General features: G+C 72.8%; 22 protein-coding genes. 5 read left to right on the top strand and 17 right to left on the bottom strand.

What is annotated here, in order from left to right; all coding sequences use genetic code 11:
* Positions 1-20: 20 nt before the first annotated feature.
* From FVE25_RS07700 to FVE25_RS07740, 9 genes are all read right to left on the bottom strand, one after another.
* Positions 21-968, bottom strand: a complete 948-nt coding sequence (locus FVE25_RS07700; RefSeq protein WP_157245743.1) for an ABC transporter substrate-binding protein — start codon at positions 966-968, stop codon at positions 21-23.
* Positions 969-981: 13 nt separating this feature from the next.
* Positions 982-1,929 (bottom strand): ABC transporter permease, encoded by a 948-nt coding sequence (locus FVE25_RS07705; RefSeq protein ID WP_157245744.1) that lies wholly within the window; start codon positions 1,927-1,929, stop codon positions 982-984.
* The gene (locus FVE25_RS07710; RefSeq protein ID WP_157245745.1) at positions 1,926-2,675 is read right to left on the bottom strand and encodes an ATP-binding cassette domain-containing protein; all 750 of its coding nucleotides are present in this window, start codon (positions 2,673-2,675) and stop codon (positions 1,926-1,928) included. Before FVE25_RS07710 ends, FVE25_RS07705 begins: the two co-directional genes overlap by 4 nt.
* 42 nt (positions 2,676-2,717) lie before the next feature.
* Positions 2,718-4,058, bottom strand: a complete 1,341-nt coding sequence (locus FVE25_RS07715) for a sensor histidine kinase (protein ID WP_246266782.1) — start codon at positions 4,056-4,058, stop codon at positions 2,718-2,720.
* The gene (locus FVE25_RS07720; protein ID WP_157245746.1) at positions 4,055-4,744 is read right to left on the bottom strand and encodes a response regulator transcription factor; all 690 of its coding nucleotides are present in this window, start codon (positions 4,742-4,744) and stop codon (positions 4,055-4,057) included. The genes FVE25_RS07715 and FVE25_RS07720 overlap by 4 nt, the downstream gene beginning before the upstream one ends.
* 51 nt (positions 4,745-4,795) lie before the next feature.
* Entirely contained in the window at positions 4,796-6,286 is a 1,491-nt protein-coding gene (locus FVE25_RS07725; protein WP_157245747.1) for a phytoene desaturase family protein, read from the bottom strand.
* A 132-nt stretch (positions 6,287-6,418) separates the two neighbouring features.
* On the bottom strand, positions 6,419-7,543 hold the full coding sequence (locus tag FVE25_RS07730) for a hypothetical protein (RefSeq protein ID WP_157245748.1): 1,125 nt from the start codon (positions 7,541-7,543) through the stop codon (positions 6,419-6,421).
* 17 nt (positions 7,544-7,560) lie between these two features.
* The gene (locus FVE25_RS07735) at positions 7,561-8,577 is read right to left on the bottom strand and encodes a hypothetical protein (protein ID WP_157245749.1); all 1,017 of its coding nucleotides are present in this window, start codon (positions 8,575-8,577) and stop codon (positions 7,561-7,563) included.
* A 141-nt stretch (positions 8,578-8,718) separates the two neighbouring features.
* Positions 8,719-9,660, bottom strand: coding sequence for a LysR family transcriptional regulator (locus FVE25_RS07740; protein WP_157245750.1), 942 nt, complete (start codon positions 9,658-9,660; stop codon positions 8,719-8,721).
* 70 nt (positions 9,661-9,730) lie between these two features.
* On the opposite strand from FVE25_RS07740, the gene FVE25_RS07745 reads away from it, so the two are divergent.
* The 4 genes from FVE25_RS07745 to FVE25_RS54320 all read left to right on the top strand — a co-directional run bounded on the left by FVE25_RS07745 (position 9,731) and on the right by FVE25_RS54320 (position 15,235).
* Positions 9,731-10,804: a YeiH family protein gene (locus tag FVE25_RS07745; RefSeq protein WP_157245751.1), complete on the top strand. Its 1,074-nt coding sequence runs from the start codon at positions 9,731-9,733 to the stop codon at positions 10,802-10,804.
* A gap of 117 nt (positions 10,805-10,921) precedes the next feature.
* Complete coding sequence (locus FVE25_RS07750) at positions 10,922-11,845, top strand: pseudouridine-5'-phosphate glycosidase (protein ID WP_157245752.1); 924 nt, start codon at positions 10,922-10,924, stop codon at positions 11,843-11,845.
* 11 nt (positions 11,846-11,856) lie between these two features.
* Positions 11,857-12,783: a carbohydrate kinase family protein gene (locus tag FVE25_RS07755; protein WP_157245753.1), complete on the top strand. Its 927-nt coding sequence runs from the start codon at positions 11,857-11,859 to the stop codon at positions 12,781-12,783.
* Positions 12,784-12,847: 64 nt separating this feature from the next.
* A complete protein-coding gene (locus tag FVE25_RS54320) occupies positions 12,848-15,235 on the top strand; it encodes a hypothetical protein (protein WP_157245754.1) in 2,388 nt (795 codons plus the stop codon).
* Here the strand turns inward: FVE25_RS54320 and FVE25_RS56195 are convergent.
* The 6 genes from FVE25_RS56195 to FVE25_RS07790 form a co-directional block, all read right to left on the bottom strand.
* A complete protein-coding gene (locus FVE25_RS56195; RefSeq protein WP_157245755.1) occupies positions 15,224-18,085 on the bottom strand; it encodes a helix-turn-helix transcriptional regulator in 2,862 nt (953 codons plus the stop codon). The genes FVE25_RS54320 and FVE25_RS56195 overlap by 12 nt on opposite strands.
* 35 nt (positions 18,086-18,120) lie before the next feature.
* Positions 18,121-18,555, bottom strand: a complete 435-nt coding sequence (locus FVE25_RS07770; protein WP_157245756.1) for a GNAT family N-acetyltransferase — start codon at positions 18,553-18,555, stop codon at positions 18,121-18,123.
* A 108-nt stretch (positions 18,556-18,663) separates the two neighbouring features.
* Positions 18,664-19,812 (bottom strand): acyl-CoA dehydrogenase family protein, encoded by a 1,149-nt coding sequence (locus FVE25_RS07775; RefSeq protein ID WP_157245757.1) that lies wholly within the window; start codon positions 19,810-19,812, stop codon positions 18,664-18,666.
* Positions 19,813-19,814: 2 nt separating this feature from the next.
* Positions 19,815-20,720, bottom strand: coding sequence for a hydroxymethylglutaryl-CoA lyase (locus FVE25_RS07780; protein WP_157245758.1), 906 nt, complete (start codon positions 20,718-20,720; stop codon positions 19,815-19,817).
* On the bottom strand, positions 20,720-22,657 hold the full coding sequence (locus FVE25_RS07785) for an acetyl/propionyl/methylcrotonyl-CoA carboxylase subunit alpha (RefSeq protein WP_157245759.1): 1,938 nt from the start codon (positions 22,655-22,657) through the stop codon (positions 20,720-20,722). The genes FVE25_RS07780 and FVE25_RS07785 overlap by 1 nt, the downstream gene beginning before the upstream one ends.
* 2 nt (positions 22,658-22,659) lie before the next feature.
* Positions 22,660-24,228: a carboxyl transferase domain-containing protein gene (locus tag FVE25_RS07790; RefSeq protein ID WP_157245760.1), complete on the bottom strand. Its 1,569-nt coding sequence runs from the start codon at positions 24,226-24,228 to the stop codon at positions 22,660-22,662.
* Positions 24,229-24,275: 47 nt separating this feature from the next.
* On the opposite strand from FVE25_RS07790, the gene FVE25_RS07795 reads away from it, so the two are divergent.
* Positions 24,276-24,854: an SACE_7040 family transcriptional regulator gene (locus FVE25_RS07795; RefSeq protein WP_157245761.1), complete on the top strand. Its 579-nt coding sequence runs from the start codon at positions 24,276-24,278 to the stop codon at positions 24,852-24,854.
* Here FVE25_RS07795 and FVE25_RS07800 read toward each other — a convergent pair.
* Positions 24,851-25,255 carry a nuclear transport factor 2-like protein gene (locus FVE25_RS07800; protein ID WP_157245762.1) on the bottom strand — a complete coding sequence of 135 codons (405 nt, stop codon included), beginning with the start codon at positions 25,253-25,255 and terminating at the stop codon, positions 24,851-24,853. The two genes, FVE25_RS07795 and FVE25_RS07800, sit on opposite strands and share 4 nt — an antisense overlap.
* Positions 25,227-25,658, bottom strand: coding sequence for a MarR family winged helix-turn-helix transcriptional regulator (locus tag FVE25_RS07805; protein ID WP_219825378.1), 432 nt, complete (start codon positions 25,656-25,658; stop codon positions 25,227-25,229). Before FVE25_RS07805 ends, FVE25_RS07800 begins: the two co-directional genes overlap by 29 nt.
* Positions 25,659-25,722 lie beyond the last annotated feature (64 nt).

A 25,722-nucleotide genomic window follows, 5' to 3' on the forward strand; every position in this document is an offset into this window, starting at 1 on the left:
CCAAAGCGTAGCGCCGCCGGTCAGCATGCCGCCTTGTAGAGGACCTTCTGGATGCCGGGACTGTCCACATTCGCGGCGGTGACGATGGTGGCGTCGGTGGGGATCGAGGCGGTCACCTGCTGTCCCCGGACGGCGGCCACGGCCTGTTCGACGCCCTTGGCGCCGATCTCGCCGGGGAGCTGGGCGATGAGCGCCTGGACGACGCCGTCCTTGAGCTGCTTGACCTGGGCCGGTCCGGCGTCGAAGCCGACCATCTTCACCAGGCCGAGCTTGCCGGCCTGCTGCAGGGCGGTGCCGGCGCCGGTGGCGGAGTTGAGGTTGGTGGCGAAGACGCCGGCCAGGTCGGGGTCCTTGGCCAGCGCGGCGTTGACGATCTTGGCGGCTTCGCTCACGTCGTTGTGGGAGTACTGGACGCCGAGCGAGGTGACGGCCGGGTGGGCGGCCTTGATCTCGTCCTCGAAGCCCTTGATCCGGGCGTCCACGGTGCTGACGCCGGGGTCGGTGGAGATGACCAGCACCTTCCCCTTGTCGCCGATCTGCTCGGCCAGTGCCTTGGCCGCGGCGACGCCGCCCTTGACGTTGTCGGTGCTGATCCTGGACAGGCCGATCGAGGGGTCCTCGACCACGGTGTCCACCAGGACGATCTTGATGTTCTGCTGCTTGGCCTGGGTGAGCGGGGCGATCATCGCCTTGACGTCGGTGGGCGCGACGAGCAGGGCGTCGGGTTTGGCGGCCACGACGGAGTTGACGATCGGGGTCTGGAGCGTCGGGTCGAACTTCTGCGGCCCCTGCACGTCCAGCTGCACGCCGAGTTCTTCGGCCTTCGCCCGGGCGCCGCAGGCCATGGTCTCGTAGAACTCCTCCCCGGCCAGCCCTTGGACCAGCGTGACCCGGACCGCGCCGCCGGCGCCGGGCTGGCCGCAGGCGGCGAGGGTGAGCAGGAGGGCGGCGGCGAGGGTCTTGCGCATGGGTGGTGCCTCCTCACAGGTCGCGGCGGGCGCGTTGCCACTGGTCGACGTAGACGGCGGCGATCAGCACGGCGCCGACCACCACCTGCTGCCAGAAGGGACGGACCCCGAGGATCTGGAAGCCGTTCTGCAGCACCGCCGGGATGAACACGCCGATCACGGTGCCGGCCACGGTTCCCACGCCGCCGAACAGCGAGGTGCCGCCGATGACGACGGCGGCGATGGCCTGGAGGTTGTCGGTGGAGTGGGCGGAGACGCCGGTGATGCCGTACTTGGCCAGCGACAGGTATCCCGCCAGCCCGGCCAGCACGCCCGCCAGGCCGTACACCCTGACCAGGTGCCGCGCCACGCGCACGCCGCCGCGGCGGGACGCTTCGGCGTTGGAGCCGATCGCGTAGGTGTGGCGGCCGAAGCGGGTGCGGGCGAGGGCGAAGCCGAGCACGGCGGTGATGGCGGCGCAGATCCACACGATGGCCGGGACGCCGAGCCAGCGGGCCAGGCCGAGCCCGAGGTTGAGCTCGCCGGGGGCGCGCAGGTCGACGCCGCCGGTCAGCAGCAGCGCGGCGCCCAGGGACATGCCGAGCGTGCCCAGGGTGACGATGAGCGCGGGGATGCGCCCGTGCGCGACGAGCACGCCGTTGAGCAGCCCCCACCCCAGCCCGGCCAGTACGGCTGCCGCCGCCCCCGCGGTGAGCGAGCCGGTGGCCTCGGCGGTCAGCGTGGCCACGACGGCGGAGAAGACCAGCACCCCGCCCACGGACAGGTCGATGCCCGCGGTGATGATCACGTAGGTCATGCCGGTGGCCAGGAGCAGCAGGATCGCCGCGTCGCTGACCAGGTTGAGCAGGTTGAAGGCGGTGGCGAAGCTGCCGGGGCGGGCCAGGGAGAAGGCGGCCAGCAACGCCGCCAGGACCAGCCCGATCCAGAACACCTGCGCCCGCAGCAGGCGCCGCGGGCTCACCCGAGGGCTCCGGTCATGGCGCCGACCAGCTCTTCCATGGACACCTGGGCGGTGGAGAAGCGGGCCACCCGGCGGCCGAGGCGCAGGACCTCGACCCGGTCGGAGACCGCCTTCACGTCCTGCATGTTGTGGCTGATCAGGACCACCGCCACCCCCGAGTCGCGCACGCCGCGCACGAGGTCGAGCACGCGCCGGGTCTGCACGACGCCGAGCGCGGCGGTCGGCTCGTCCATGAAGACGACGCGGCGGGCCCAGGTGACCGCCCGGGCGACGGCGACGCCCTGGCGCTGGCCGCCGGAGAGCGTGGAGACGGGGGCGTCCTGGGTCTTCAGCTCCACGCCCAGGCGCTCGCAGGCTTCCCGGGCGCGGGCGCGCATGGCGGCGTTGTCCAGCAGGCCGAGGCGGCCGAGCAGGCCGGGCCTGAGCAGCTCGCGGCCGAGGAAGAAGTTGGCGGCCGGGGTGAGGTCGGCGCAGAGGGCGAGGTCCTGGTAGACGGTCTCGATCCCGGCGGACCTGGCGTCCTCGGCGGAGGCGAAGGCGATCGGGCGGCCGTCGAGGAGGATCTGGCCGTCGTCCGGCGCCTCGACCCCGGACAGGATCTTGGCGAGGGTGGACTTTCCCGCGCCGTTGTCCCCGATCAGCGCGACGACCTCGCCGGGCGGCAGCGCGAAGTCGGCGCCGCGCAGCGCTTCGACGTGGCCGTAGCTCTTGACGATCCCGCGGGCTTCAAGGAGCGCTCCGGCCATAGATCTATCAAGGGCGGCGCTGACATCGTTGTCAACCCCCGATCATCGGGGTTCGGGCGATCCCGGCAGCTCGACCGTGGCCAGCACGCCGCCGCCCGGCGCGTTCTCCAGCCGGACCGTCCCGCCCGCCTCGGCCACCGCCTGGGCCACGATCGCCAGCCCCAGCCCGGAGCCCGGCAGCGCGCGGGCCGACGACGAGCGCCAGAACCGGTCGAAGACGTGCGGCAGTTCCTCCTCCGGGATGCCGGGCCCGTGGTCGCGCACGGTCAGCACCCCGGCCTCCAGCACCACCTCGATGCCGGCCGCGCTGAACTTGCGGGCGTTGTCGATCAGGTTGAGGACCGCGCGCTCCAGCGCGGCGGCGTTCCCGCTCACGTACCACTCGGCCAGCTCAGTGCTCACCTCCGCGCCGCGCAGCCTCGCGCGCTCGGCGGCCGACCCGACCACCTCGTGCAGCGCCAGCTCCAGGTGCGGCCCGTGGTCGGTGTCGCCGCGGGCCAGCATGAGCAGGTCGCCGACCAGCGCCGACAACTCCGCGAACTGCGCCTTCACGTTCACCAGCAGGCGTTCCTTGGCCGCCGGGTCGAGTTGCCTGCCGGTCTGCTCGCTGCGCAGCAGCAGGTCGATGTTGGTGCGCAGCGTGGTCAGCGGGGTGCGCAGCTCGTGCCCGGCGTCGGCGACGAGACGGCGCTGATGGTCGCGCGAACCGGCCAGAGCGGCGGTCATCGCGTTGAACGAGCGGCTCAGGCGGGCGATCTCGTCCTCGCCGTCCACCGGGATCGAGGTGTCGAGGTCGCGGGTGGTGGCGATGTGCTCGACCGCCCTGGTCAACCGGGCGACGGGCCGCAGCGCCGTACGGGAGACGAGCAGGCCCGCCGAGGCGGCGCCCAGCACGCCCAGCCCCGTCACGGTCGCGAGCAGGGCCGCCAGCGTCCTCAGGGACTCCCGCGTCCGGGCGGTACGGCGGGCGGTCATGATCGCCATGCCCGGGCCGACGTTCTGGGTGAACACGCGCACCGGCTCGCCGTCGGCCGTCTTCGTCTCGTGCAGGCAGGTGCCGCCCTCGCGGGCCACGCGCAGGTCGTCGGGCTGCACCTTCAGCGGTTCGCCGAAGTAGCACGGCGGCCGGTTGTCGGCGAAGACGACCTGCTCGAGGTAGGGGGTCGCGTCCGGCTCGCGGGCGGGCGGGTCGGTGGTGCAGCGCGAGAACACCTTGCGCAGGTCCGGCTTCGTGCCCGGCGCCGGCGTGATCTCGAGGTCGAGGTGGGCGTTCAGCTCCTTGCGCACGATGGTGTAGCAGAGCACGGCCGACAGCGCGATCGCCAGCGTCACGGCGGCGGTCACCAGCAGCGTCATGCGGGTGCGCAGGCTGCGCCGGCTCACGGCGCGGCCCGCAGCACGTAGCCCACGCCGCGCACGGTGTGGATCAGGCGCGGCTCGCCGCCGGCCTCGGTCTTGCGCCGCAGGTACATGACGTAGACGTCCAGCGAGTTGGAGGAGGGCTCGAAGTCGAAGCCCCACACCTCGCCCAGGATCTGGTCGCGGGTCAGCACCTGGCGCGGGTGGCTGAGCAGCAGCTCCAGCAGGTGGTACTCGGTCCTCGTCAGCTCGAGCGGACGCCCGCCCCTGGTGACCTCGCGGGTCATCGGGTCCATGCGCAGGTCGGCGCAGGCCAGCACGTGGCCCCGCGGCGTCGTGCCCAGGGCCCGGCGGCGCAGCAGCGCCCGGACCCTGGCCAGCAGCTCGTCCAGCTCGAACGGCTTGACCAGGTAGTCGTCGGCGCCCGCGTCCAGGCCGGTGACGCGTTCGCCGACGGTGTCCAGGGCGGTCAGCATGAGCACGGGCACGTGGTTGCCGCCCTGGCGCAGCCGCCGGCAGGCGCTCAGGCCGTCGAGCCTGGGCATCATGACGTCCAGCAGGACCGCGTCGAACTCCGCACGGGCGAGTTCGTCCAGCGCCGCCTGCCCGTCGCAGGCGGTGCCCACGCGATAGCCCTCGAACTCCAGGCTGGACTGCAGGGCCTCGCGCAGCGCGGGTTCGTCGTCCACCACCAGGACACGTGCGGTCATGGGCGCCAGGCTAGGCGGCGTTCATGAGAACTCGCTGAGCCGGGGACGTCCTCACAGGAGTGACATGGCCGCGTTGTGGCCGGGGATGCCGCTGACCCCGCCGCCGCGCCGCGCCCCGGCGCCGCACAGGAGCAGGCGGGGGTGGCCGGTCTCGACGCCCCAGCCGCCGTCGTCGGCGTAGGGCCAGGCGAGGTCGCGGTGGAAGATGTGGCCGCCGGGCAGCCCGGCCTCGTTCTCCAGGTCGACGGGGGTCTTGGCCTCGAGGCACGGGTCGCCGCCCGGGGTGTGGGCGAGGCAGTCCTCGAGGGGTTCGGCCAGGACGGAGTTGATGGAGCGGAGGGTGGCGGCAAGCGCCTCCCGCCTGGATTTCTCCGGATTTTTCCGGAAAAGTCGGGCGGGCAGGTGGAGGCCGAAGAGCGTCATCGTCTCCCCCTCACCCTCGCCGAGGATCGACCGGTCGGTGAGCGAGTGACAGTAGACCTCGGCGGGCGGCACCTCCGGCATCTCCCCGCCGTCGGCCTGCGCGAACGCCCGCGCGAGCTGCTCCCGCCCCTCGTTGATGTGGAAGGTGCCGCTGAAGGCCGCCCGCGGATCGACCCGCTCGTCCTTGAGCCGCGGCAGCCGCCGCAGCACCATGTTCACCTTGAGCTGCGCCCCCTCGGGCACCTGCGGCGCCGTCCCGAGCAACCGATCCAGTACGGCCGGCGGCACGTTGGCCAGCACCTTCTCCCCGCTCACCGCGTGCTCCCCCGAGCCGTCCCGGAACGTCACCTCCCCGGCGCCGGGATCGATCCCGATGACCTCCGCCCCGGTCCGGATGTCGGCGCCGGCCTCCGCGGCCGCCCGGGCCAGCGCTCCGGACACCGCGCCCATGCCGCCCACCGGGACGTTCCACTCGCCGGTCCCGTCCCCGATCACGTGGTAGAGGAAGCACCGGTTGGCCAGCAGGTCGCGGCCGGGGTCGGCGAAGGTCCCGATGAGCGCGTCCGTGAGCACGACCCCCCGGACGGTGTCGTCACCGAAGCGCGCGTCCACCGCCCGCCCGATCGGCTCGGCGAACATCTCCCGCCACGCCCGCGCCCCGACCAGCCGCTCGACCTCCCGCGCGGTGGGCAGCGGCCCGAGCAACGTCGGCGCCAGCACCCTGGCCACCTTCGCGGTCATTCCGTAGAAGTCCCGCCAGGCGTGGTAGTCGGCCACGCCCCCGGTCACCTCCCGGAAGGACGCCTCGGTACGGCCGGCGTCCTCGTTGTCCACGAGCAGCCCCGTCGTCCCGACGGGGGTGTAGGAGGCGTAGCGCCGCCGCCGCAGCTCGATCCGGAGCCCGAGATCCTTGACGATCTTGGCGGGCAGGAGGCTGACCAGATAGGAGTAACGCGACAGCCGCGCCTCGACCCCGGGGAACGCCTGCGCGGAGATGGCCAGCCCGCCCACGTGGCCCAGCCGTTCGAGCACGAGCACCCGGCGCCCGGCCCGGGCGAGATAGGCGGCGGCCACGAGCCCGTTGTGCCCGGCGCCCACGATGACAGCGTCATAACGCATGGAAGAGTCCTGTCGAGGAGGAGGGAGAGGTCCGGAATGCGGGCGCGCCCGGCTACAGCCCGCTCTGCCAGTGCGGCTCGGGCCGCAGCAGTTCCTCCCTGGACACCATGTCCCGGACCTTACCCGGCCCGCCTAGCTCAGGACCACCTCCACATACCGAAGATCCGGGGTGACGGCGACCAGTTCGGCCTTGAACACGTTGTCCACGCTCACCGACGGCCCCGGACTGGGCACGGGCGAGCTCACCCCCATGTGCCCCTCGTACCAGACCGGATCCCGCTCGCCATGCCAGCGCAGCACGGGCCGCCGCCGGAGGGAGTGCACGACGACCGCCGGCTGCACGCCGCCGTCCTGCCCGAACCGGGCCCGGTACTCGGCCATGATCTCGCCCTGCGCGGTCGAGGCCACCGCCAGCACCGGATCGTGCAGGCCGGCCTGGCCGAACGCCGCCAGCCGTACCCGCGGCCTGGTCGCGAGATCCACCCGGAGCACGCTGCTGGAGGCGGCGAAATCCGCCGCATACCGATACAACGCCGCCGGCGACAACGCCCGGTCGCTGTTCCAGAACGTCGCCGCCTCCAGCACCTGCACGCCGTTGAACGCGGCCGGCACCGCGATCGCCCGGGTCTGCACCGCGCTGAACCCCATGACCGAGTAGTCGTCGTGATAGACGTAGTCGCCGCACGGCCCGAAGGCGTGCTCGAACCCCAGCACGTGCCCGAGCTCGTGCTGAAAGAAGCTCAGCCCGAAGGCCCCTTGATCGAGTACGGCGTTGCCGCCGATGGCCCCGGCGTTGACCGGCGGCGGGTGCACCATCGCCACGATCCGGTCCACGCCCTCGAACGAGACGCCGTCCTGCTCGGCCTGGTGCCGGCACTTGTCCACGACTCCCCCGCGGTCGTCGCGGGCGTCCTTGTGCGAGACGTTGACCAGCACCCGCCACGGCTCGACCGAGAACCGCAGCTCGGACAACCGCAGCGTCGAGTCGGACCAGAAATCGGCCAGGCTCCACCCGTTGGGCGCGTACAGGATCTCGGCCAGCGCCGCATCCGGCCAGATCGGATGGTTGCGCGCGTCCGGGGCGACCGTGCCCCAGGTGTAGCGGAGAACCTTGACGTGAACGGGCTTGGTGAACATCCCGGTACGGCGCAGCAGCTCGCGCACCGAGACCTGGCCCGGCAGCCCCGCCTCGCGCCCGAGCGCGCGCACGCTGATCGGCAGGGACCGGACCGCCTTGCTCTGGCGGACGGAAAGCATCGGGGCCTCCAGCGATCTCAGCGGAGCAGGACGAGGATCGGGACCAGCCCGGCGCCCCGGTCGAGGGCGGCCATGGCCTTGCCGATGACCGCCCCGAACGCACGGCCCGGGTCGAGCGCCCGCATGGCGTGCCCTGGCGTGTCGGAGGTGGTGAGCAGGTCGCCCACGCCCACGGGCGCGTAGGAGGCGTCCACGCGGCAGTAGACCTTGCCGACCAGCGCGAGCGGGTAGCGCCCGGCCCGCCGGCCGTCATGGTCGAGAATGACGCCCGGCCGGTAGTCGCCCGCCCCGGACACCACCCCGGCGACCCTCGTGTCATAGGCCCGCGTGCTCACCCTGACCCGGTCGGCCCCGTCGAGCACGACCACGGTTCCGGGTTCCGCCTCTTCGTGTTCGGCGAGGGAGAAATTCTCGGCCAGGTCCGCGCCGGTGAGAAGGACGTCGCCGGTGACGATGACATTTCCCTTGAAGAATCCGGCGGGGCCGGTGCCGCGGTGCTCGGCGAAGAGCGCCGCGCCGGTGCTCGTGCCGTTCAGGTTGTAGGCGGCTATGGCGGCGACGTTCGGGGAATTGGTTTCCGCGTGGATCGCCTCGTAGGCTTCGCTTCTGGCGTCCACGGCCGCGCCGGACAACGTCCTGACGAACACGCCGGGGCCGCGGCCGCGATTGTCGCCGAAGAAGGAGGCGCCGGTGCCGTCGGGGTTGACGTTGTAGGCGGCGACGGCGGCCACGCCCGGGGCGGCGGTCTCGGCGTGCAGGGCCTCGAACTCCGTGCTCTTGGCGTCCAGCGCGGCGCCGGTCGTGGTCCGGACGAACACGCCGGGTCCCTTGCCCCGGTTCTCCAGGAACAGGGTCGCGCCGGTGCCGTTGGCGTTGAGGTTGTAGCCGGCTATCGCGGCGTTCTGCGGGGAATTGGTGGTGGCGTGGACGCCGTCGAATTCATCGCTGATTCCGTGAATTCCGGGTCCGCTCTTGCTGACGCCTTTTACGGCGGCTTCTCCCGGCCTTTGGGTTTCTCCGTGCAACGCAGGCATCGAGGGGGCCTTTCCTTGGGTGCCCTGATCCTTCAATATCGCACCGGGAAAGACCTGCGGCTAGGCGATAATCGCCTTACTCCATTAACAAAGGACGATTTAACGGCATTTATTCGGCTGCTTTTCAGGGGCGGCTGCTTTTCAGGGGCGGCTGGCGATGGCCAGGAGGGTGGCGGCGGGACCGGTGAGCGGACGGCCGCGCCGCCAGACCGCACGCAGGCTGCGCACCAGGTTGAGGCCCGCCAGCGGCACCTCCACCAGCCTGCCGGTCGCCAGATCGGCCTCCACGGCGTACCCGCTCAGCACCGCGGGCGCCACGCCCGCCGCGGCCGCGCCCTTCACCGCGCTGTTCGAGCCCAGCTCCAGCCGGGGGCTGGCCTGGTGAAGCCCGCGGAAGGCCACGTCGAGCGTCTCCCGGGTGCCCGACCCGCGCTCGCGCACCACCAGCGGCGTGGCCGCCAGCTCCGCCCCCCGCAGCACGGTACGGCGGCGCGCCCACGGATGCCCGGCCGCCACCACGACCACCAGCCGGTCGGTCCCCACGACCCGCGCGTCCAGCCCGTCCGGCACGCTCGGCCCTTCCACGAACCCCAGCTCCACCGCCCGCCCCCGGTCCCCGGCGCCGCCGTCGCCCGCCGGCTCCTCGAGCCTCGCCCCGGCCAGGACCAGCGCCGCCACCTCGGCCGAGTTGACCACGTCCAGGCCCACCTGCACGTCCGGCTCGCGATTCTGGAACTCGCCCAGCCAGCGCGGCACCAGATACTCGGCGACCGTCATCGACGCCGCCACCCGCAAATGGGCCGCCTCGCTGTGCCGTACCGCCTGCGCCCCGCGCATCAGCTCATACGCGGCCGACAGCACCTGGGCCGCCCACCCCGCCACCATCTTCCCCTCGTCCGTCAGCGCCGAGCCCCGGGGCGTGCGTTCCAGCAGGGGCAGGCCGAGGCGGCGTTCGAGCTGGGCGATGCGTTTGCTGGCCGACGGCTGGGCGATGCCCGAGGCGCGAGCGGCGCGGCCGAGGCTGCCCAGCTCGCCCACGTCGACGAGGAGCTTGAGCGAGTCGAGATCCGGCAGCGCACTCATAGCCATAGGCTATGACCTGCCAGGCAATGGGTGGCTACTGGGCTGTTCCGGACGGCCCAAGACTGGGATCATGGTCTCCCTCGCCGTCACTCGCGCCTGGCCCCGCCTGCATGTCCCCGGCATCGCCGTGGCCGCGGCGGCGGTCGCGATGGCGCTGGCCGTGAGCCGGTTCCTGCCGGCGCTCAGCCCGGCGATCATCGCGGTGACAGCGGGGGCGGCCCTGCACAACCTCGGCTGGCTGCACGAGCGGCTGCGGCCCGGCCTGCAGTTCGTCGCCAAGAAGGTGCTGCGGGCGGCGATCGTCCTGCTCGGGCTGCAGATCGCGCTCCCCCAGGTGCTCACGCTGGGACGGCCGACCCTGCTGATCGTGGTCGCGGCGACCGGCCTCACGTTCGTGCTCACGCCGCTGATCGGCCGCCGCCTCGGCGTCGCGCCGGGCAGCTCCCTGCTCATCGCCACGGGCGTCAGCATCTGCGGCGCCTCGGCCATAGCCGCCATGCATGAGAGCGCCGGCTCCGACGACGACGACGCCGCCTCCGCCCTGGGTGTCGTGACGTTGTACGGCACGGCCGCCATCGTGTTCGTGCCGCTGGTGGCCGGGTGGCTGGGGCTGACGGGCAAGCAGCTCGGGGTGTGGGCCGGGGCGGCGGTGCACGAGGTGGCCCAGGTGGCGGCGATCGGCGCGGCCTCGGGGGCGGCGGTGCTGGCGGTGGCCGTCACCGCCAAGCTGGCCAGGGTGGTGCTGCTGGCCCCCATGGTCGCGGCCACCGCCTTCCGCCACCGCCTCAGGCACGCCGGCCCGGTCAGCGCCGAGCCGGCCACCGCCGTACACACGGGGCGAACCATCCACGCCCTGGCCGAACCACCCGTGGCGTCCCAGGCCAAGCGGCCGCCCATCATGCCGTTGTTCGTGGCCGGGTTCCTGGCCATGGTGGTCGTGCGGAGTCTCGGGGTGGTGCCGGAGGCCGTGACGACGGCGGTGCCGCAGGTGACGAGCCTGTTGCTGGCGGCCGCGCTGTTCGGGCTCGGGACCGGGATCGACGTGCGGAAGCTGGCCAGGGGCGGCCGGGCCGTACTGCTGGGCGGCATCTCCACGGCCCTGATCACCGGCATCTCGCTGGCGGGCGTGACACTCCTGGTGTGATCGCGAGTGGACGTTGGCCCTATCCGCCCGTAACGTGCTCACTTTGGAATGACATCTGGAAATAGACCGTTCCATCAGTGCCACGTCCAGGTCCCCACGAGGAGCACGTACCCGATCATGCGCACCACCGCACACCCCATCCTCCAGCCCTCCGACGAGGTGGCCGCGGCCCTGGCGGCCGGCGCCCCCGTGGTCGCGCTGGAGTCCACGATCATCTCGCACGGGCTGCCCCAGCCCCGCAACCTGGAGGTCGCCAGGGAGCTGGAGGCGGTCGTCCGGGACGCGGGCGCGGTGCCGGCCACGATCGCGGTGCTGGACGGCGTGGCCAAGGTCGGGCTGGACGAGGTCGAGCTGGAGCGCATCGCCACCGAGTCGGGCCTGCGCAAGCTCGGCCAGCGCGACCTGCCCGTGGCGGCGGCGCTCAAGGCCAGCGGGGCCACCACGGTGTCGGCCACCTCGTTCCTGGCCGCGCGCGCCGGGATCCGGATCTTCGCCACGGGCGGGCTGGGCGGCGTGCACCGCGGGTGGACCGAGGAGCAGGACGAGTCCGCCGACCTGGACACGCTGGCCCGCACCCGGATCACGATCGTGTGCGCGGGCGTGAAGTCCATCCTGGACGTGCCGTCCACGCTGCAGCGGCTGGAGACCCGCGGCGTCACCATCGCCGGGTACCAGACCGACACCTTCCCCGGCTTCTACCTGCACACCTCCGGCGAGCCCATCGACTGGCGCATCGAGGCCCCCGAGGAGGCCGCCGCGATCATGCGCGGCCAGGACGCGCTCGGCGGCCCGGAGACGGCGCTGATCGTGGCCAACCCGGTCCCCGTGGCGCAGCAGCTCGACCCCGAGCTGCACGACCGCGTGCTCGGCGAGGCGCTGGCCGCCGCCGAGCGGGAGGGCGTCACCGGCCAGGCCATCACCCCGTTCCTGCTCGGCTATCTGGTGCGCGGCACCGCCGGCGCCTCCCTGGAGGCCAACCTCGCGGCCGTCCGCGGCAACGTGGCGCTGGCCTCGCGCATCGCGCTCGCCTGGGCCCAGTGAGGGGCACGGCCATGGGTGAGGGCCTGCTCGTCGTCGGCGACGTGGTCACGGACGTGGTGGCCGTGCACGGCACGCCGGTCGCCACCGGCACCGACACCGAGGCCGACATCGTGCTGCGCCCCGGCGGGTCGGGGGCGAACACCGCCTCCTGGGCCGCCTATCTGGGCGCGGACGCGGCGCTGCTGTCCCGCGTCGGCTACGACAGCAGCGAGTGGCACACGAACGAGCTGGTCAAGGCGGGTGTGCGGCCGCTGCTGTCGGTGGACGCCGACCATCCGACCGCGGTCGTGATCGCGATGGTGGACCCCACCGGCGAACGCTCCATGCTCACCAACCGCGGCGCCGGCGGCAGGATCTCCCCGGCCGACTTCGCGGAGCCGATGCTCGACGGAATCCGCCATCTCCATCTGTCCGGCTACACGTTCTTCGCCGAGCCGGGGCTCCAACTTGCTCGGACGATCATGGCGGCGGCGGCCGGGCGCGGCGTGTCGATGAGCATCGACCCCGCCTCCACCGGCCCCCTGCGCGCCTTCGGCGTCGAGCGGTTCCTGCGCGAGATCGCCCCCGCCGGACTCGTCATCCCCAACCTCGACGAGGCCCTGCTCCTCACGGGCGCCGCCACTCCGGAACGCGCCGCCGAAGTGCTGAGTGAGAGGTACGGCAGAGCGGTCGTGAAGCTCGGGCCCGGAGGCGCGGTCGCGGCCGTCGCGGGCCGGATCGCGGCGACGGCCGAGGCGCTGCCGGTCGACGCGGTGGACTCCACGGGGGCCGGTGACGCGTTCGCCGCCGGGTACCTCACGGCGTGGCTTTCCGGGGCCGGCGAAGAGGCCGCGGTGCAGGCGGGATGCCGTGCGGGTGCGGATTGTGTGGCCCTAGTAGGCGGCCGTCCACGGTACGGTTTGGAGTTGAACCATCTTTACCCTATTCACACCGATTGATAGCTTTCCACGTAGGCTTCACCACCAGTCACAAGGATCACTCTGGGGAGGATAAGGTCCGCCGATGGACGTCGAGTCATCGATCTGCCTGAGCGACCTGGTCCCTGCCCTGCGCTGGAGCCGTCCCCAGCATGTGGCCGCGATTCTGGCCGATCCGCGGCTGCCGGCCGGATGGTGGAACACGGTGTCCCTACCCCACGCGCTCGGGGCGACGGGGCTCGACTGGATCTGCGAACGGCTGGCCCGGCTCGCCTCGGCCCGCTGGGACCACCTCCCCCTCGGTGACTTCCTGCCCGCGCTGACCGTCCACCACGTGGACCCCACCCTGCCCGGCTGGCCGGAGCCCACCCGCTCGGCCATCACGGGGCTGGGTGGCTGGCATCGGTTGCGCCGCCTGTGTCCCGGTGACCTGTCCTCGCCCGGGGCGCCCAAGGAGGCGGTGATCGGCTCGGTCTTCCGCGAGATCCTGGCCCAGATCCCCATCCAGACCGGCCCCCTGCCCGGAGTTCCCGGACAAGCCGGCACCCCTGGGCAACCCGGCACCCCTGGGCAACCCGGCGCCCCTGGGCAACCCGGCGCTTCCGGCCGGCCCGGTACCTCCGCCCAACCAGGCGCCGCCGGCCAACCTGGCGTCACGCCCCAGCCCGGTGTCGCCGGGCAGCCCGGCGTCCCGGCTCAGCCTGGCGGCGCCGGCCAACCTGGCGTCCCCGTTCAGCCTGGCGTCCCCGTTCAGCCTGGCGTCCCCGTTCAGCCTGGCCGGCCCGGCGCCTCCGGACCTCCCGGTCAGCCGGCGGTCCCCGCCCAGCCCGGCGTCCCCGGGCAACCCGGCGCTCCCGGGCAACCCGGCGCCCCTGGGCAACCCGGCGCCCCTGGGCAACCCGGCGTCCCGGCCCAACCCGGCGCCATGCAGCCCGGCGCTCCTGCTCAGCCCGGTGTCTCGCCCCAACCCGGCATCTCCGCTCAGCCCGGCGCCCCGGGGCAGCCCGGCCAGCCGGGCACTCCCGCGCGACCGGCCGCCGCGAGCGCGGGCACGGCCTCGGGGCCGTCCACCGGGCTTCCCTCACGCAAGGGCCGAGGCGCCCCGGGTGCTGAAACCCCGGGCGCGCCCGCCCCCGCCGGTTCCGGCGTGCCCATGTCCGCCCCGCCCGCCGACGGCCCCACCCGCCCCGTCGCCGGCGCGCAACCAGGCGGTGCCCAAGGCGCCCCAGGTACCCCCGGAACCCCGGGCCCCGACGGCGGCCGCACCGGACCCGAGGCACCCGGCCCGGGCAGCGCCGCCGGCCTCCAGGGACCCCAGGTCCCCGGCGCCCAGGGACCCGGCGCCCAGCAAGGGCTGGCCTTGCCCGGCGGCCACCCCGCCCCCGGTGCGCAGCAGCGGCCCGCGGCGGAGCCGTCCGAGACCGACCACGCGATGGTCCGGGTCGTCGACGGGCTGTTCCGCAGCATGGACCGCCTGGAGTTGTCGGTGGCCGTGCACCGCCTGTTCGCCGAGGACCCGGTCAGCCTCCGCACGCTCGCCCACAAGATGCTCGTCGAACGCGACGTCCTCTCCCAGGCCCAGCGCATGGCCGAGGAGCGGGTGCTGCACTGGCTGCGTTCGTCGGAGTCGGCTCCGGTCACCGGGCACATGTTCCGCCTGACCGAATGGCTGGGCGCCGCCGCCACCCAGGAGCAGCTGATCGGCGCCGACCCGGCCCACCCGGTGATGGTCCCGTCGCTGCGCAGCCCGCTGTGGCGGGTGCTGGTCACGCTCATGCCCGACCGCCGCCTGCAGGACGGCTGGCTGGTGGTCGGCGACATCCACGGCCTCCAGCAACGCACCCGCCAGCTCCTGGCCGGCGCCCCGAACGACGCCGACCGCCACGAGCTCCTCGAACAGCTCGGCATCCGCCGCCACTCCGCCCAGGCGTGGCTGGACTCCCTGCCGCTGGAGGCGCCCAGGCAACCGGCCGCCCCCGCCGCCCAGGCCGCGCCGCAGCAGCCGCTGCCCCGCCGTACTCCTGGAGCCAACGGACACCACCATCGGGGCGGCACCCCGATCCCGGCCGCGCCCACCGGGAACATCGATCCGTCCGCGGCGCTGGCGACCCTTTCCGCGCTGTCGGGCGGACGCTCGCCGATGCTGGCCGGGACGCCCTCGACGCCGCCGGCCCCGCTGCCGAGCCCTTCGGCGGACCCGCGCCGCTGGCAGCGCATCGAGGTGACGCCGGAGCACCTGCGCGGCGGCCCGGTGCCGGTGCCGGAGGGGTACGCGGCGCAGCTCGGCATGCGCCCGGGCACCCTGCTGTCGGTCACCGGCCCGGGCGACAACGCGATCGTGCTGGTCTGGCAGGGTCACCAGCCGGTCTTCGACTCGCTGCAGCCGGTCCTCATGCGCCTCAACGCCCGTCCCGGCGACCAGGTCTACGTCACCGTGGACGGCTACCGCCTGGAGGCGCAGCTAACCGGCTGACTCGAACAGCCCCAGCCGGTGCGCCGTGGCCGCCGCCTCCCCGCGCGAGGCGACGCCCAGCTTGGCCAGGATGTTCGACACGTGCACGCTGACCGTCTTGACCGAGATGAACAGCTCGCCGCCGATCTCCCGGTTGCTCTTGCCGTCGGTCAGGTGCCGCAGCACCTCCAGCTCGCGCGCGGTCAGCCCGAGCTGCGGCGCCTGCGGCTCCGGCTCCTCGCCCACGGCCAGCCGCGCCCGCCGCGCGAAGGAGTCCAGTTCCTCCAGCAGCGGCCGCGCGCCGACCCGGCCGGCCAGCTCGCGCGCCCGCGCCACCCGCTCGGCGGCCTCCTTGCGCGCGCCGCCCGCGTGCGCCGCCCGCGCCGCGCCCACGAGCGCCCTGGCTTCCCGGTACGGCTGCCGCAGCCCGCTCCATGCCTGGGCGGCGGCGTCCCAGGCGTCGAGGTCGTCGGCCGGTCCCGCGATGGCGTTGAACGTCAGCCGTTCGGCCTCCTGCAGCACGCCCTCTGCCCGCATCCACCGCGCCTGGGCCCGCGCCTCCTCCAGCACCTGCCCGCCCAGGAGCGCGCTGCCGACGAGCACCGGCCAGGAGTAGCGGGGGCTGGCGGCGAGGTCCTGCTCGCGCAGCGCGCGCAGGGCGGCCTCGGCCGCCTCCTCCAGGCGTCCCCCGGCGGTGAGCAGTTCGATCTCGCGCGCGGCCGAGGGCAGCATGTGCTGGTCGCGGTAGATGGTGCGCTTGAGCACGCTGTTCTGGGCGGCGTACATCGCCTGTGCGCGCTCCAGGTCGCCGCGCCACAGCGCGATGTCGCCGACGAACCCCTCCAGGCTGGCCCGGTAGATCGGCGGCGGCGCCAGGTCGAGCGCCCGCTCGATGACCTCGAGCGCCTCGTCCCAGCGCCCGAGGGAGACCAGCGGCTCGGCCAGGTTGATGGCCAGGAACGTGCCCGACGTGCGGGCCAGGCCGTACTCCTCGGCGTCGGCGATGCCGCGCTCGGCGACCTTGACCGCCTCCTCGTGCCAGCCGGCGCCTTCGAGCGCGTCGGACAGGGAGATCGCGTGCCGCATGAGCGCGCCGTACGCCTTGTCGGCCACGGCGATCTCGCGGGCCTCGGCGAACCTCGGCAGGCCGCCCTCCACGTCGCCGAAGTTGAAGCGGCCCCAGGCCAGCGTGGTCAGGGCGTTCGCCTCCGTGGCGCGGTCGCCGACGGCGCGGGCGATCGCGACGGCCTCTTCGGCGTTGCGGATCTTGTCCGGCCACCTGTCGCGCGTGTTGCACATGCGGGCCAGCGTTTCGGCGATCTGGGCGCGCAGATTGGTCGGCGGGTCGGCCGGGACGAGGGTGGCGGCCTCCTGCAGGTCCTCCAGGTGCCCCTTGCGGCTCATGTCGTAGCGGAGCAGGCCGCGCAGCCGCAGGAGCCGGGCGGTACGCACGGGGTCGGCCACCCGGTCGATCTCCTCCAGGGCGGCGGTGGTCAGCGAGATGCCCCGGTCGTACTCGCCGGCGTTGAACGCCACGGCGGCGGCCGAGTGCAGCACGCCGATCCGGTCGGCCTCGATGCGCTCGGCGGCGTCCGGCACGTTGTCCCACAGTTCGAGCACGCGGGAGAGCATGCGCAGTTGCTCGTCGTAGGCGGTGGACTTGCGCGCGGCCGCGGCCGCCCGCCAGGCGCTGACCAGCGCCCAGGTGGCGTCGTGGGCGGCGTGCCAGTGGTGGGCCAGCTCGATGGCGCCGCGCGGCGCGGGCAGGATGGCCAGGTCGCGTTCGAGCGCCTCGGCGAAGCGGGTGTGCAGGCGGGCGTGCTCGCCGGGCAGCAGGTCGTCGTGGAGCGCCTCGCGGATCAGCGCGTGCCGGAAGGCGTAGCCCTCGCCGTCGACGACCAGCACGTTCCCGGCGACCGCCGGGCGCAGGGAGCGGGAGAGCGCGCCGTCGTCGAGGCCGGTGACCGCGAGCAGGAGTTCGTGTTCTATGCGCTGGCCGCCCGCGCTGGCCACGCGCATGAGGTCCTGGGTCTCCTCGGGCAGCCGTTCGACGCTGGCCAGCAGCAGGTCGCGCAGCGACTCGGGCAGTTCGTCACCGCCGCCCTCGCTGAGCAGCGCCTCGACGAACAGCGGGTTGCCCTCGCTGCGCGCGTAGATCTCGTCGATGATGACCGGCGACGGCTCGTGCTCCAGGATGCTGGCGGCCTGGGCGACGACCTCCCTGCGGGTCAGGCGGCCCAGCTCCAGCCGGGTCACCCAGTCGACGCGGCCCAGCTCGGCCAGCAGCGGGCGCAGCGGGTGGGTGCGGTGCAGTTCGTCGGTGCGGTAGGTCACGACGATGAGCAGCGGCACGTCGGTGCGCTGGTATCGGACCAGGAAGGAGAGCAGGTCGCGGGTGGAGCGGTCGGCCCAGTGGGCGTCCTCGATCACCATGAGCACCGGCTGCTGCTCGGCGAGGTTTTCCAGCAGGCCGAGCACCTGCTCGAACAGCCGGGCCCTGGCCTCGGCGCCGTCGCCCTCCGGCTCGCCGAAGTCGGGCAGGAGCCTGGCCAGCCCGCGGGTGCTGCCGCCGGGGACCAGCGCGGCCACGCCGTCCTGCCCGAGGTCGCGCACCAGCCGGCGCAGGACCGCGGTGAAGGGCGCGAACGGCAGGCCGTCCGTGCCGAGCTCGAGGCAGTGGCCGACGAGCTCGCGCACGTCGCCGATGCGCTCGGCGAACTCCTTGATCAGGCGGGTCTTGCCGACGCCCGCCTCGCCGCCGACCAGCACGGTCGAAGCCGATCCGGCCCTGGCACGCGCCAGCGCACGACCGAGCGCGCCGAGTTCAGTCGCGCGCCCGACGAACCGGGGGCTCACCGTATGGATGCTCACGCCCCATAGGATGCCATCTGACTAGGACAGAACGGTCATCGGAGGACCTTCCTAAAGAAGGTCGCGGACTCCTCGTACCCGAGCGCGGAGTAGAACTCGGGCGCCCGGCGGGTGGCCATCGCCACGTACCCGGCCTTCCGCCTGCGCGCCCACCGCTCGAACTCCTCCAGCAGCGCGCGCCCCATGCCCTGACGTCGCGACCCGGTCTGCACCATGGCCTCCTCCACCCAGGCGACCGGCCCGTTCGCGAAGAGCGTCATGTGCACGAAGCCCAGCAGGTATCCGTGCACGTGCCCGCCGACCACCGCGGACAGCAGCAGCGCGTCCTCGTTGCGCAGCAGGTGGGGCAGGGCCACGTCGAACGCCGCGCGCTCGGGCCGGAAGGTCATCCCGAACTCGCGGGCCAGGGCGAAGATCTCGTCCGCGTCGCCCTTCTCGGCTCTCCTGATGACAAGATCGTCAGATGTCACCCTGCGCACCCTACTTCACCGATGCCGACATATGGCCCTGCGACCGGGCCGTCACGAGTTGTGGTCAAGCCGACGACAATAGCGAACGCAGAGTGCTCTACACCACCGTCAGAGATCCGAAAGGCCGAGCTGCCGGGCGATGAGCATGCGCTGGACCTCGCTGGTGCCCTCGCCGATCTCCAGGATCTTGGCGTCCCGGTAGAAGCGGCCGACCGGGAACTCGTTCATGAACCCGTAGCCGCCGAAGATCTGCGTGGCCTCGCGCGAGTTGTCCATGGCCGCGTTCGAGGAGACGAGCTTGGCGATGGCCGCCTCCTTCTTGAACGGCCGGCCGGCCAGCATCTTCTCCGCCGCGTGATAGTAGGCCAGGCGGGCGGTGTGGGTCCTGGCCTCCATGTCGGCGATCTTGAACTGGATGGCCTGGTAGTGGCCGATCGGGTGCCCGAACGCCTGCCGTTCGCGGACGTAGCGCAGGGACTCGTCCACGCAGCCCTGGGCCAGGCCGACGCTCAGCGCGGCGATGGCGATGCGGCCCTCGTCCAGGGTCTGCAGGAACTGGGCGTACCCCCGGCCGCGCTCGCCCAGCAGGTTGCCGGCGGGCACGCGGCAGTCGGAGAAGGACAGCTCGCGGGTGTCGGAGGCGTTCCAGCCGACCTTCGAGTACTTCTTGGAGACGGTGAAGCCGGGCGTGCCGGACGGCACCAGGATCGTCGAGATCTCCTTCTTGCCGTCACGCTCCCCCGTGATCGCCGCCACGCCGACCACGCCGGTGATGTCGGTGCCCGAGTTCGTGATGAACGCCTTGGTGCCGTTGATCACCCATTCGTTCCCGTCCAGGACGGCCGTGGTGCGCATGCCACCGGGCACGTCCGAGCCGCCGCCGGGTTCGGTCAGGCCGAACGCGCCCAGCACCTCGCCACTGGCCAGCCTGGGCAGCCACGTCGCCTTCTGCTCCGCCGTACCGAAACGATGGATCGGCATGGCGCCCAGCGAGACCGCGGCCTCCAGCGTGATCGCGACGCTGGAGTCCACGCGCGCCAGCTCCTCCAGGGCGAGGCAGAGCGCGAAGTAGTCGCCGCCCATGCCGCCGTGCTCCTCCGGCAGCGGCAGCCCGAACAGGCCCATCGCCCCCATCTGCCGGACGATGTCGTAGGGGAACTCCTCGCGCTCGTAGTAGTCGCCGATCACCGGCGCGACCACCTCGCGGGCGAACGCCTCGACGGTCTTGCGCAGCTCTGAGTACTCGTCGTTGAGCATGCTTAGTCCTTCTGGGAGAGGGCTTGGACGACGCGGGACGGGCTGGGGCGGCCCAGCCGCTCGGCGAGCCAGACGCTGGTGGCGACCAGCTCGTCCAGGTTGAGGCCGGTCTCGATGCCGAGGCCGTTCAGCATCCAGACCAGGTCCTCGGTGGCGAGGTTGCCGGTGGCCGATCCGGCGAAGGGGCAGCCGCCGATGCCGCCGGTCGAGGCGTCCACGACGGTGACCCCGGCCTTGAGGGCGGCCATGGTGTTGGCCAGCGCCTGGCCGTAGGTGTCGTGGAAGTGGACGGCCAGGCGTTCCGGAGAGCCGAACGCCTCGATGAGCGCGGTGGCGTGGCCGGGGGTGCCGACGCCGATGGTGTCGCCCAGCGACAGCTCGAAGCAGCCGAGGCCGAGCAGCCGCCGGCCCACGCGGACCACCTGCTCGATCGGGGTCGGGCCCTCCCACGGGTCGCCGAAGACCATGGAGACGTAGGCGCGCACCCTCAGGCCGTGCTCCAGCGCCCGGGCGATCACCGGCTCGAACATCTCGAACTGCGACTCCAGGCCCCGGTTGAGGTTGCGCTGGGCGAAGGTCTCGGTGGCGCTGGCGAAGACGGCGATCTCCTCGACCCCGCTGTCCAGGGCCCGCTGCAGGCCGCGCTCGTTCGGGACCAGCACCGGGTAGCGGACGCCCGGCTCGCGCACGAGGCGCTCCAGCAGCTCACCGGAGTCGGCGAGCTGCGGCACCCATGCCGGGTGCACGAAGCTGGTCGTCTCGATCACCGTGTGCCCGGCGGCGGCCAGGCGGTCGATGAACTCGGCCTTCACCTCGACCGGGACGATCGCCTTCTCGTTCTGCAGGCCGTCGCGCGGGCCGACCTCGTAGACCGTGACCCGCTCCGGCAGTCCGTCCAGGCTGTGCATCACGCCTCCACCACGGCCAGGACCGCGTCCATGTCCACGGACTGGCCCGCTCTCACCGGCAGTTCGCGCACCACGCCCTCGACGGGGGCGGTGACCGTGTGCTCCATCTTCATCGCCTCGACCACGACCAGCGGCTGGTCCTTCTCGACCCGGTCGCCGACGGCCGCCTTGACCAGCAGCACCGTGCCCGGCATCGGGCTGCGCACCACGCCGTCGCCGCCGCCCGCCGCGCCCGGACGGTCGCCCGGGTCACCGATCAGGTGCCGGGTGAGCGCCCACGCGCCGCCGTCCCGTCCCAGCCAGAGGGTGTCGCCGTCGCGGGCCAGGGTGTAGGAGCGGGTGGCGCCGCCGAGCGTCAGCCGCAGCCTCTCGCCGCGCACCGCCACGTTCGCCGGTACGGCCCGGCCGTCCCCACCGGGCTCAGCCAAGCGGATTTCTGCCGAAATTTCGGGCAGGCCGCGGACCGCCACCTCGTGCACGCCGTCCCGTGACTCCAGCCGCCACGTGGTCCAGGCCCGCTCGCCCATGCGCCAGCCGTCGGCCACGTCCCAGGGGTCGCGCCCGGCCGGGACGGTGTGGAAGACCAGGGCCGCGGCGGCCAGCACGTCGTCCGGCACCCCGGCCGTCAGCTCCAGCTCGGGCAGGACCCGCTCCACCAGCCCGGTGTCCAGCGCCCCTGCCAGCACCTCCGGCCGCGTCACCAGCGCCCGCAGGAACGGGATGTTGGTCGTCACCCCCAGTACCGAGGTGCGCCCGAGCGCCCGGTCGAGGGCCCGCAGCGCCTCCTCGCGGGTCGCGGCGCGGGCCACGACCTTGGAGAGCATCGGGTCGAAGTCGCTGCCGACCACGGTCCCGGCGGTCAGGGAGGAGTCGACGCGCACGCCGAGGGGCTCCGCCAGCGCCAGCACCCGGCCGCCGGTCGGCAGGAAGCCGCGGGCAGGGTCCTCGGCGTACACGCGGGCCTCGACGGCGTGGCCGCTCAGCCGTACCTCGTCCTGGGTGAACGGGAGCGCCTGGCCCGCGGCCACCCGCAGCTGCAGCGCGACCAAGTCGACGCCGGCGACCAGCTCGGTGACCGGGTGCTCCACCTGCAGCCGGGTGTTCATCTCCATGAAGTGGTAGTCGCCGGTGGTGCCGTCGACGATGAACTCGACCGTTCCCGCGCCGGTGTAGCCGACCGAGCGGGCCGCCTCGACGGCCGCGGCGCCCATGCCGGCGCGCATCCCGGGCGAGACGAAGGGCGAGGGGGCCTCCTCGATGATCTTCTGGTGCCTGCGCTGGAGGCTGCACTCGCGCTCGCCCAGGTGCACGACGTTGCCGCGGGTGTCGGCCAGGACCTGGATCTCGATGTGGCGGGGGTTCTCGATGAAGCGCTCGATGAGCAGCGTGCCGTCGCCGAAGGCGTTCGTGGCGGTACGGCGGGCCGACTCCAGCGCCTCCGGCAGCTCCGCGGCCGAGCGGACCAGGACCATGCCCTTGCCGCCGCCGCCCGCCGACGGCTTGATCAGCGCGGGGAAGACGTTCCAGGCGGCCAGGTCGTCGGCGGGCTCGGCGCCGCCGGGCACGACGGGGACGCCGGCCGCGGCGACCGTGGCCTTGGCGCGGATCTTGTCGCCCATGGCCTCGATGGCCTCGGCGGGCGGGCCGATGAAGACCAGGCCCTCCTGCGCGCACAACCTGGCGAACTGGGCGTTCTCCGCCAGGAAGCCGTAGCCGGGGTGGATGGCCTGGGCGTGGGTGGCGTGGGCGGCGGCGACGATGGCCTGCATGTCCAGATATTTCGGGACCTGAAGGGCTTGGTCGGCTTCGCGGACGTGCAGGGCGCCCGCGTCCGCCTCGGTGTGGACGGCGACGCTCGCGACGCCCAGCGCGCGCAGGGTCCGGATGATCCGGACGGCGATCTCGCCACGGTTGGCGATCAGAACGGTGGAGAACATCGTCACATCCTGAAGACGCCGTAGCCGATGGGTTCCAGCGGCGCGTTGGCCGCCGCCGACAGCGCCAGCCCCAGCACCGTGCGGGTGTCGACCGGGTCGATCACGCCGTCGTCCCAGAGCCTGGCGGTGGAGTAGTAGGGATTGCCCTGGCTCTCGTACTGAGCCCGGATCGCGGCGGGATCGGCGTTGCCCACGGTCGTGAGCACGTTCGCCGCCTGCTCGCCGCCCATGACCGAGATGCGGGCGTTCGGCCACATCCACAGGAAACGCGGGGAATAGGCCCGTCCCGCCATCGCGTAGTTGCCCGCGCCGAACGAGCCGCCGATGATCACCGTCAGCTTCGGCACCCTGGCGCAGGACACCGCGGTGACCATCTTCGCCCCGTGCTTGGCGATGCCGCCCGCCTCGTACGCCTTGCCGACCATGAACCCGCTGATGTTCTGCAGGAACACCAGCGGCACCTGGCGCCGGTCGCACAACTCGATGAAGTGGGCGCCCTTGAGCGCCGACTCGGCGAACAGGATGCCGTTGTTGGCGATGATCCCGACCGGGTGCCCGTGGATGTGGGCGAACCCGGTGACCAGCGTGTGCCCGTACTCGGCCTTGAACTCCTGGAAGCGCGAGCCGTCCACGATGCGCCCGATGACCTCGCGCACGTCGTACGGCTGCCGCGTGTCGGCCGGGACGATGCCGTAGAGGTCGCGCGGGTCGAGCAGGGGCGCCTGCGGGTCCTTCGCCGCCCACGGCCGCGGCGCCTTCGGGGCCAGGGTGGAGACGATGTTCCTGACGATGGCCAGCGCGTGGGCGTCGTCCTCGGCGAGATGGTCGGTGACGCCGCTGATGCGGGAGTGCAGGTCACCGCCGCCCAGTTCCTCGGCGCTGACCTCCTCCCCGGTCGCCGCCTTCACCAGCGGCGGGCCGCCCAGGAAGATCGTTCCCTGGTTGCGGACGATGACCGCCTCGTCGCTCATGGCCGGGACGTAGGCGCCGCCCGCCGTACAGGAGCCGAGCACCGCGGCGATCTGCGGGATGCCCTGCGCGGACATCGTCGCCTGGTTGTAGAAGATCCGCCCGAAGTGCTCCCGATCCGGGAAGACCTCGTCCTGCTTGGGCAGGAAGGCGCCGCCCGAGTCGACCAGGTAGATGCACGGAAGCCGGTTGTGCAGCGCGACTTCCTGCGCCCGGAGATGCTTCTTCACGGTGAGGGGGTAGTAGGTGCCGCCCTTGACCGTCGCGTCGTTGGCCACGATCACGCACTCGCGCCCGGACACGCGGCCGACGCCGGTGATGATGCCCGCCGCCGGAGCCTGGTCGTCGTAGAGCCCGTTGGCCGCCAGGGGTGACAGCTCGAGGAACCGGGACCCCGGATCGAGCAGCCCGTCGACCCGGTCGCGCGGGAGCAGCTTGCCCCGCTCGACGTGCCGCTGCCGCGAGCGCTCGGGCCCGCCGAGCGCCGCGTGGGCGAGCCGTTCCCGCAGCTCGGCGGCGAGCCGTTCGTTGAGCTCGGCGTTGGTCTTGAAGACCTCGGCCCCGGAATCGGCGACCGTTTTGATCACCGGCCAGTCAGTCATGCTGGAAAGGTTAGTCATCATTAACGTAACTGTCTAGAATATGAGACATGAGCACTCCTACCCGCAGCCGCGGAGCCAGACGCGCCGAGATTCTCGAAGCCGCCGCCCGGCTCTTCGCCGAACGCGGCTTCCACGGGGTCTCGATCGAGGACCTGGGCGCCGCCGTAGGAGTGTCGGGGCCCGCCCTCTACAAGCACTTCAGCGGCAAGGACGCCCTGCTGGCCGAGATGCTGCTGGACATCAGCTCCCGCCTGCACGACGCCGCCGCCGGCCTGGTCACCTCCGCCGCCACCCCGCAGGAGGCGCTCTCGGCCCTGCTGCGCGGCCACATCGCCTTCGCCGTGCGCGAGCCGTACCTGATCACGGTCCATGACCGGGAGCTGGGCAACGTCCCCGACCCGCAACGCCGCCAGATCCGCCGCCTGCAGCGCCTGTACGTGGAGGAGTGGGTCACGGTCCTCACGGAACTGCGCCCCGGCGTCCCGGCCGCCCGCCTGCGCGCCGCCACGCACGCGGTGTTCGGCCTGCTCAACTCCACCCCGCACAGCGCCGGCGAACTCCCCTCCCCGGACGCCGCCGACCTCCTCTACGCCCTGTCCCATACGGCCTTGGTTAACATCCCCTAACCAAGGATCTGAGCCTTCATCGGCTGCCAGGGTGAGGCGTCGAACACCAGCATGATCGACACGATCTTGCCGCCCTCCAGCCGGAAGTGCTCGGCCGTGCGCTGCGTGCCCACCGGCGTCGCGGTGTGCACGTCGTAGACGAGCGTCGCCTCGGCTTCGCCGTACAACTCGCTGATCAGCTCGACCCCGGTCACGATCGACACGAATCCCGGAAGGGCCGCCAGATGGCCCGCCCGATCGCCGGAGGTGATGAACGGGCTCTGGAAGCGGAACGGCTCCCCCAGATGCTCGGCCGCCGCGGACACCTCGCCGCGGAATCGGGCCTCGTGGTAGCCGCGCACCGTGCGACGGGTCCGTTCCCGGCCGTCATGGTCATGACCGCCGCCCGATCTGGCGCGCATGGCCGGCGAGGCGGAGCTGGTTGACGGTCAGCCGCAGGCACAGGTCACGCAGGACGGCCAGTTCTCCGGGCGTGAACCCGTGGAACATCGCCCGCATCGCGAGCTGCGACGGTCTGCGGAACGCCGCGATCCACGCCCGCCCGGCAGGGGTGATCTCGGCCAGAACCGAACGCCGATCCTTCGCATCGGGGACGCGGCGGGCGAGTCCGTCGTGCTCCAGCGTGTCGACCAGCCCGGTGACGTTGCGGGAGCTGACCCCGGCGGCGCGGGCCAGGTCGCCGATGCTGATGCCGCGTTCGCTGTCGTGGAGGCGGAGCAGCAGGTCGAGCGCGCCGGAGCTGACGCCTCGTCCTTGAGAGCCGCGGGAGCGCATGCGCTCGACGGCGTGGCTGGCGGTGCGCACGGCGGCGCCCGCCTCGAAGGCGAAGCGGAAAATCCGATTGATGGCCCAACTATCTAGATATATC

Origin of the sequence: Nonomuraea typhae (genome assembly GCF_009760925.1) — a bacterium.
In the GTDB taxonomy this organism is placed as follows: Bacteria; Actinomycetota; Actinomycetes; order Streptosporangiales; family Streptosporangiaceae; genus Nonomuraea; species Nonomuraea typhae.

Bases quoted from the DNA above. Each gene is read 5' to 3' on its own strand.
- FVE25_RS07700 (WP_157245743.1), bottom strand. From the start codon at position 968: ATGCGCAAGACCCTCGCCGCCGCCCTCCTGCTCACCCTCGCCGCCTGC.
- FVE25_RS07710 (WP_157245745.1), bottom strand. From the start codon at position 2,675: ATGGCCGGAGCGCTCCTTGAAGCCCGCGGGATCGTCAAGAGCTACGGC.
- FVE25_RS07720 (WP_157245746.1), bottom strand. From the start codon at position 4,744: ATGACCGCACGTGTCCTGGTGGTGGACGACGAACCCGCGCTGCGCGAG.
- FVE25_RS07725 (WP_157245747.1), bottom strand. From the start codon at position 6,286: ATGCGTTATGACGCTGTCATCGTGGGCGCCGGGCACAACGGGCTCGTG.
- FVE25_RS07730 (WP_157245748.1), bottom strand. From the start codon at position 7,543: ATGCTTTCCGTCCGCCAGAGCAAGGCGGTCCGGTCCCTGCCGATCAGC.
- FVE25_RS07735 (WP_157245749.1), bottom strand. From the start codon at position 8,577: ATGCCTGCGTTGCACGGAGAAACCCAAAGGCCGGGAGAAGCCGCCGTA.
- FVE25_RS07740 (WP_157245750.1), bottom strand. From the start codon at position 9,660: ATGAGTGCGCTGCCGGATCTCGACTCGCTCAAGCTCCTCGTCGACGTG.
- FVE25_RS07745 (WP_157245751.1), top strand. From the start codon at position 9,731: ATGGTCTCCCTCGCCGTCACTCGCGCCTGGCCCCGCCTGCATGTCCCC.
- FVE25_RS07750 (WP_157245752.1), top strand. From the start codon at position 10,922: ATGCGCACCACCGCACACCCCATCCTCCAGCCCTCCGACGAGGTGGCC.
- FVE25_RS07755 (WP_157245753.1), top strand. From the start codon at position 11,857: ATGGGTGAGGGCCTGCTCGTCGTCGGCGACGTGGTCACGGACGTGGTG.
- FVE25_RS54320 (WP_157245754.1), top strand. From the start codon at position 12,848: ATGGACGTCGAGTCATCGATCTGCCTGAGCGACCTGGTCCCTGCCCTG.
- FVE25_RS07775 (WP_157245757.1), bottom strand. From the start codon at position 19,812: ATGCTCAACGACGAGTACTCAGAGCTGCGCAAGACCGTCGAGGCGTTC.
- FVE25_RS07780 (WP_157245758.1), bottom strand. From the start codon at position 20,720: ATGCACAGCCTGGACGGACTGCCGGAGCGGGTCACGGTCTACGAGGTC.
- FVE25_RS07785 (WP_157245759.1), bottom strand. From the start codon at position 22,657: ATGTTCTCCACCGTTCTGATCGCCAACCGTGGCGAGATCGCCGTCCGG.
- FVE25_RS07790 (WP_157245760.1), bottom strand. From the start codon at position 24,228: ATGACTGACTGGCCGGTGATCAAAACGGTCGCCGATTCCGGGGCCGAG.
- FVE25_RS07795 (WP_157245761.1), top strand. From the start codon at position 24,276: ATGAGCACTCCTACCCGCAGCCGCGGAGCCAGACGCGCCGAGATTCTC.
- FVE25_RS07800 (WP_157245762.1), bottom strand. From the start codon at position 25,255: ATGCGCGCCAGATCGGGCGGCGGTCATGACCATGACGGCCGGGAACGG.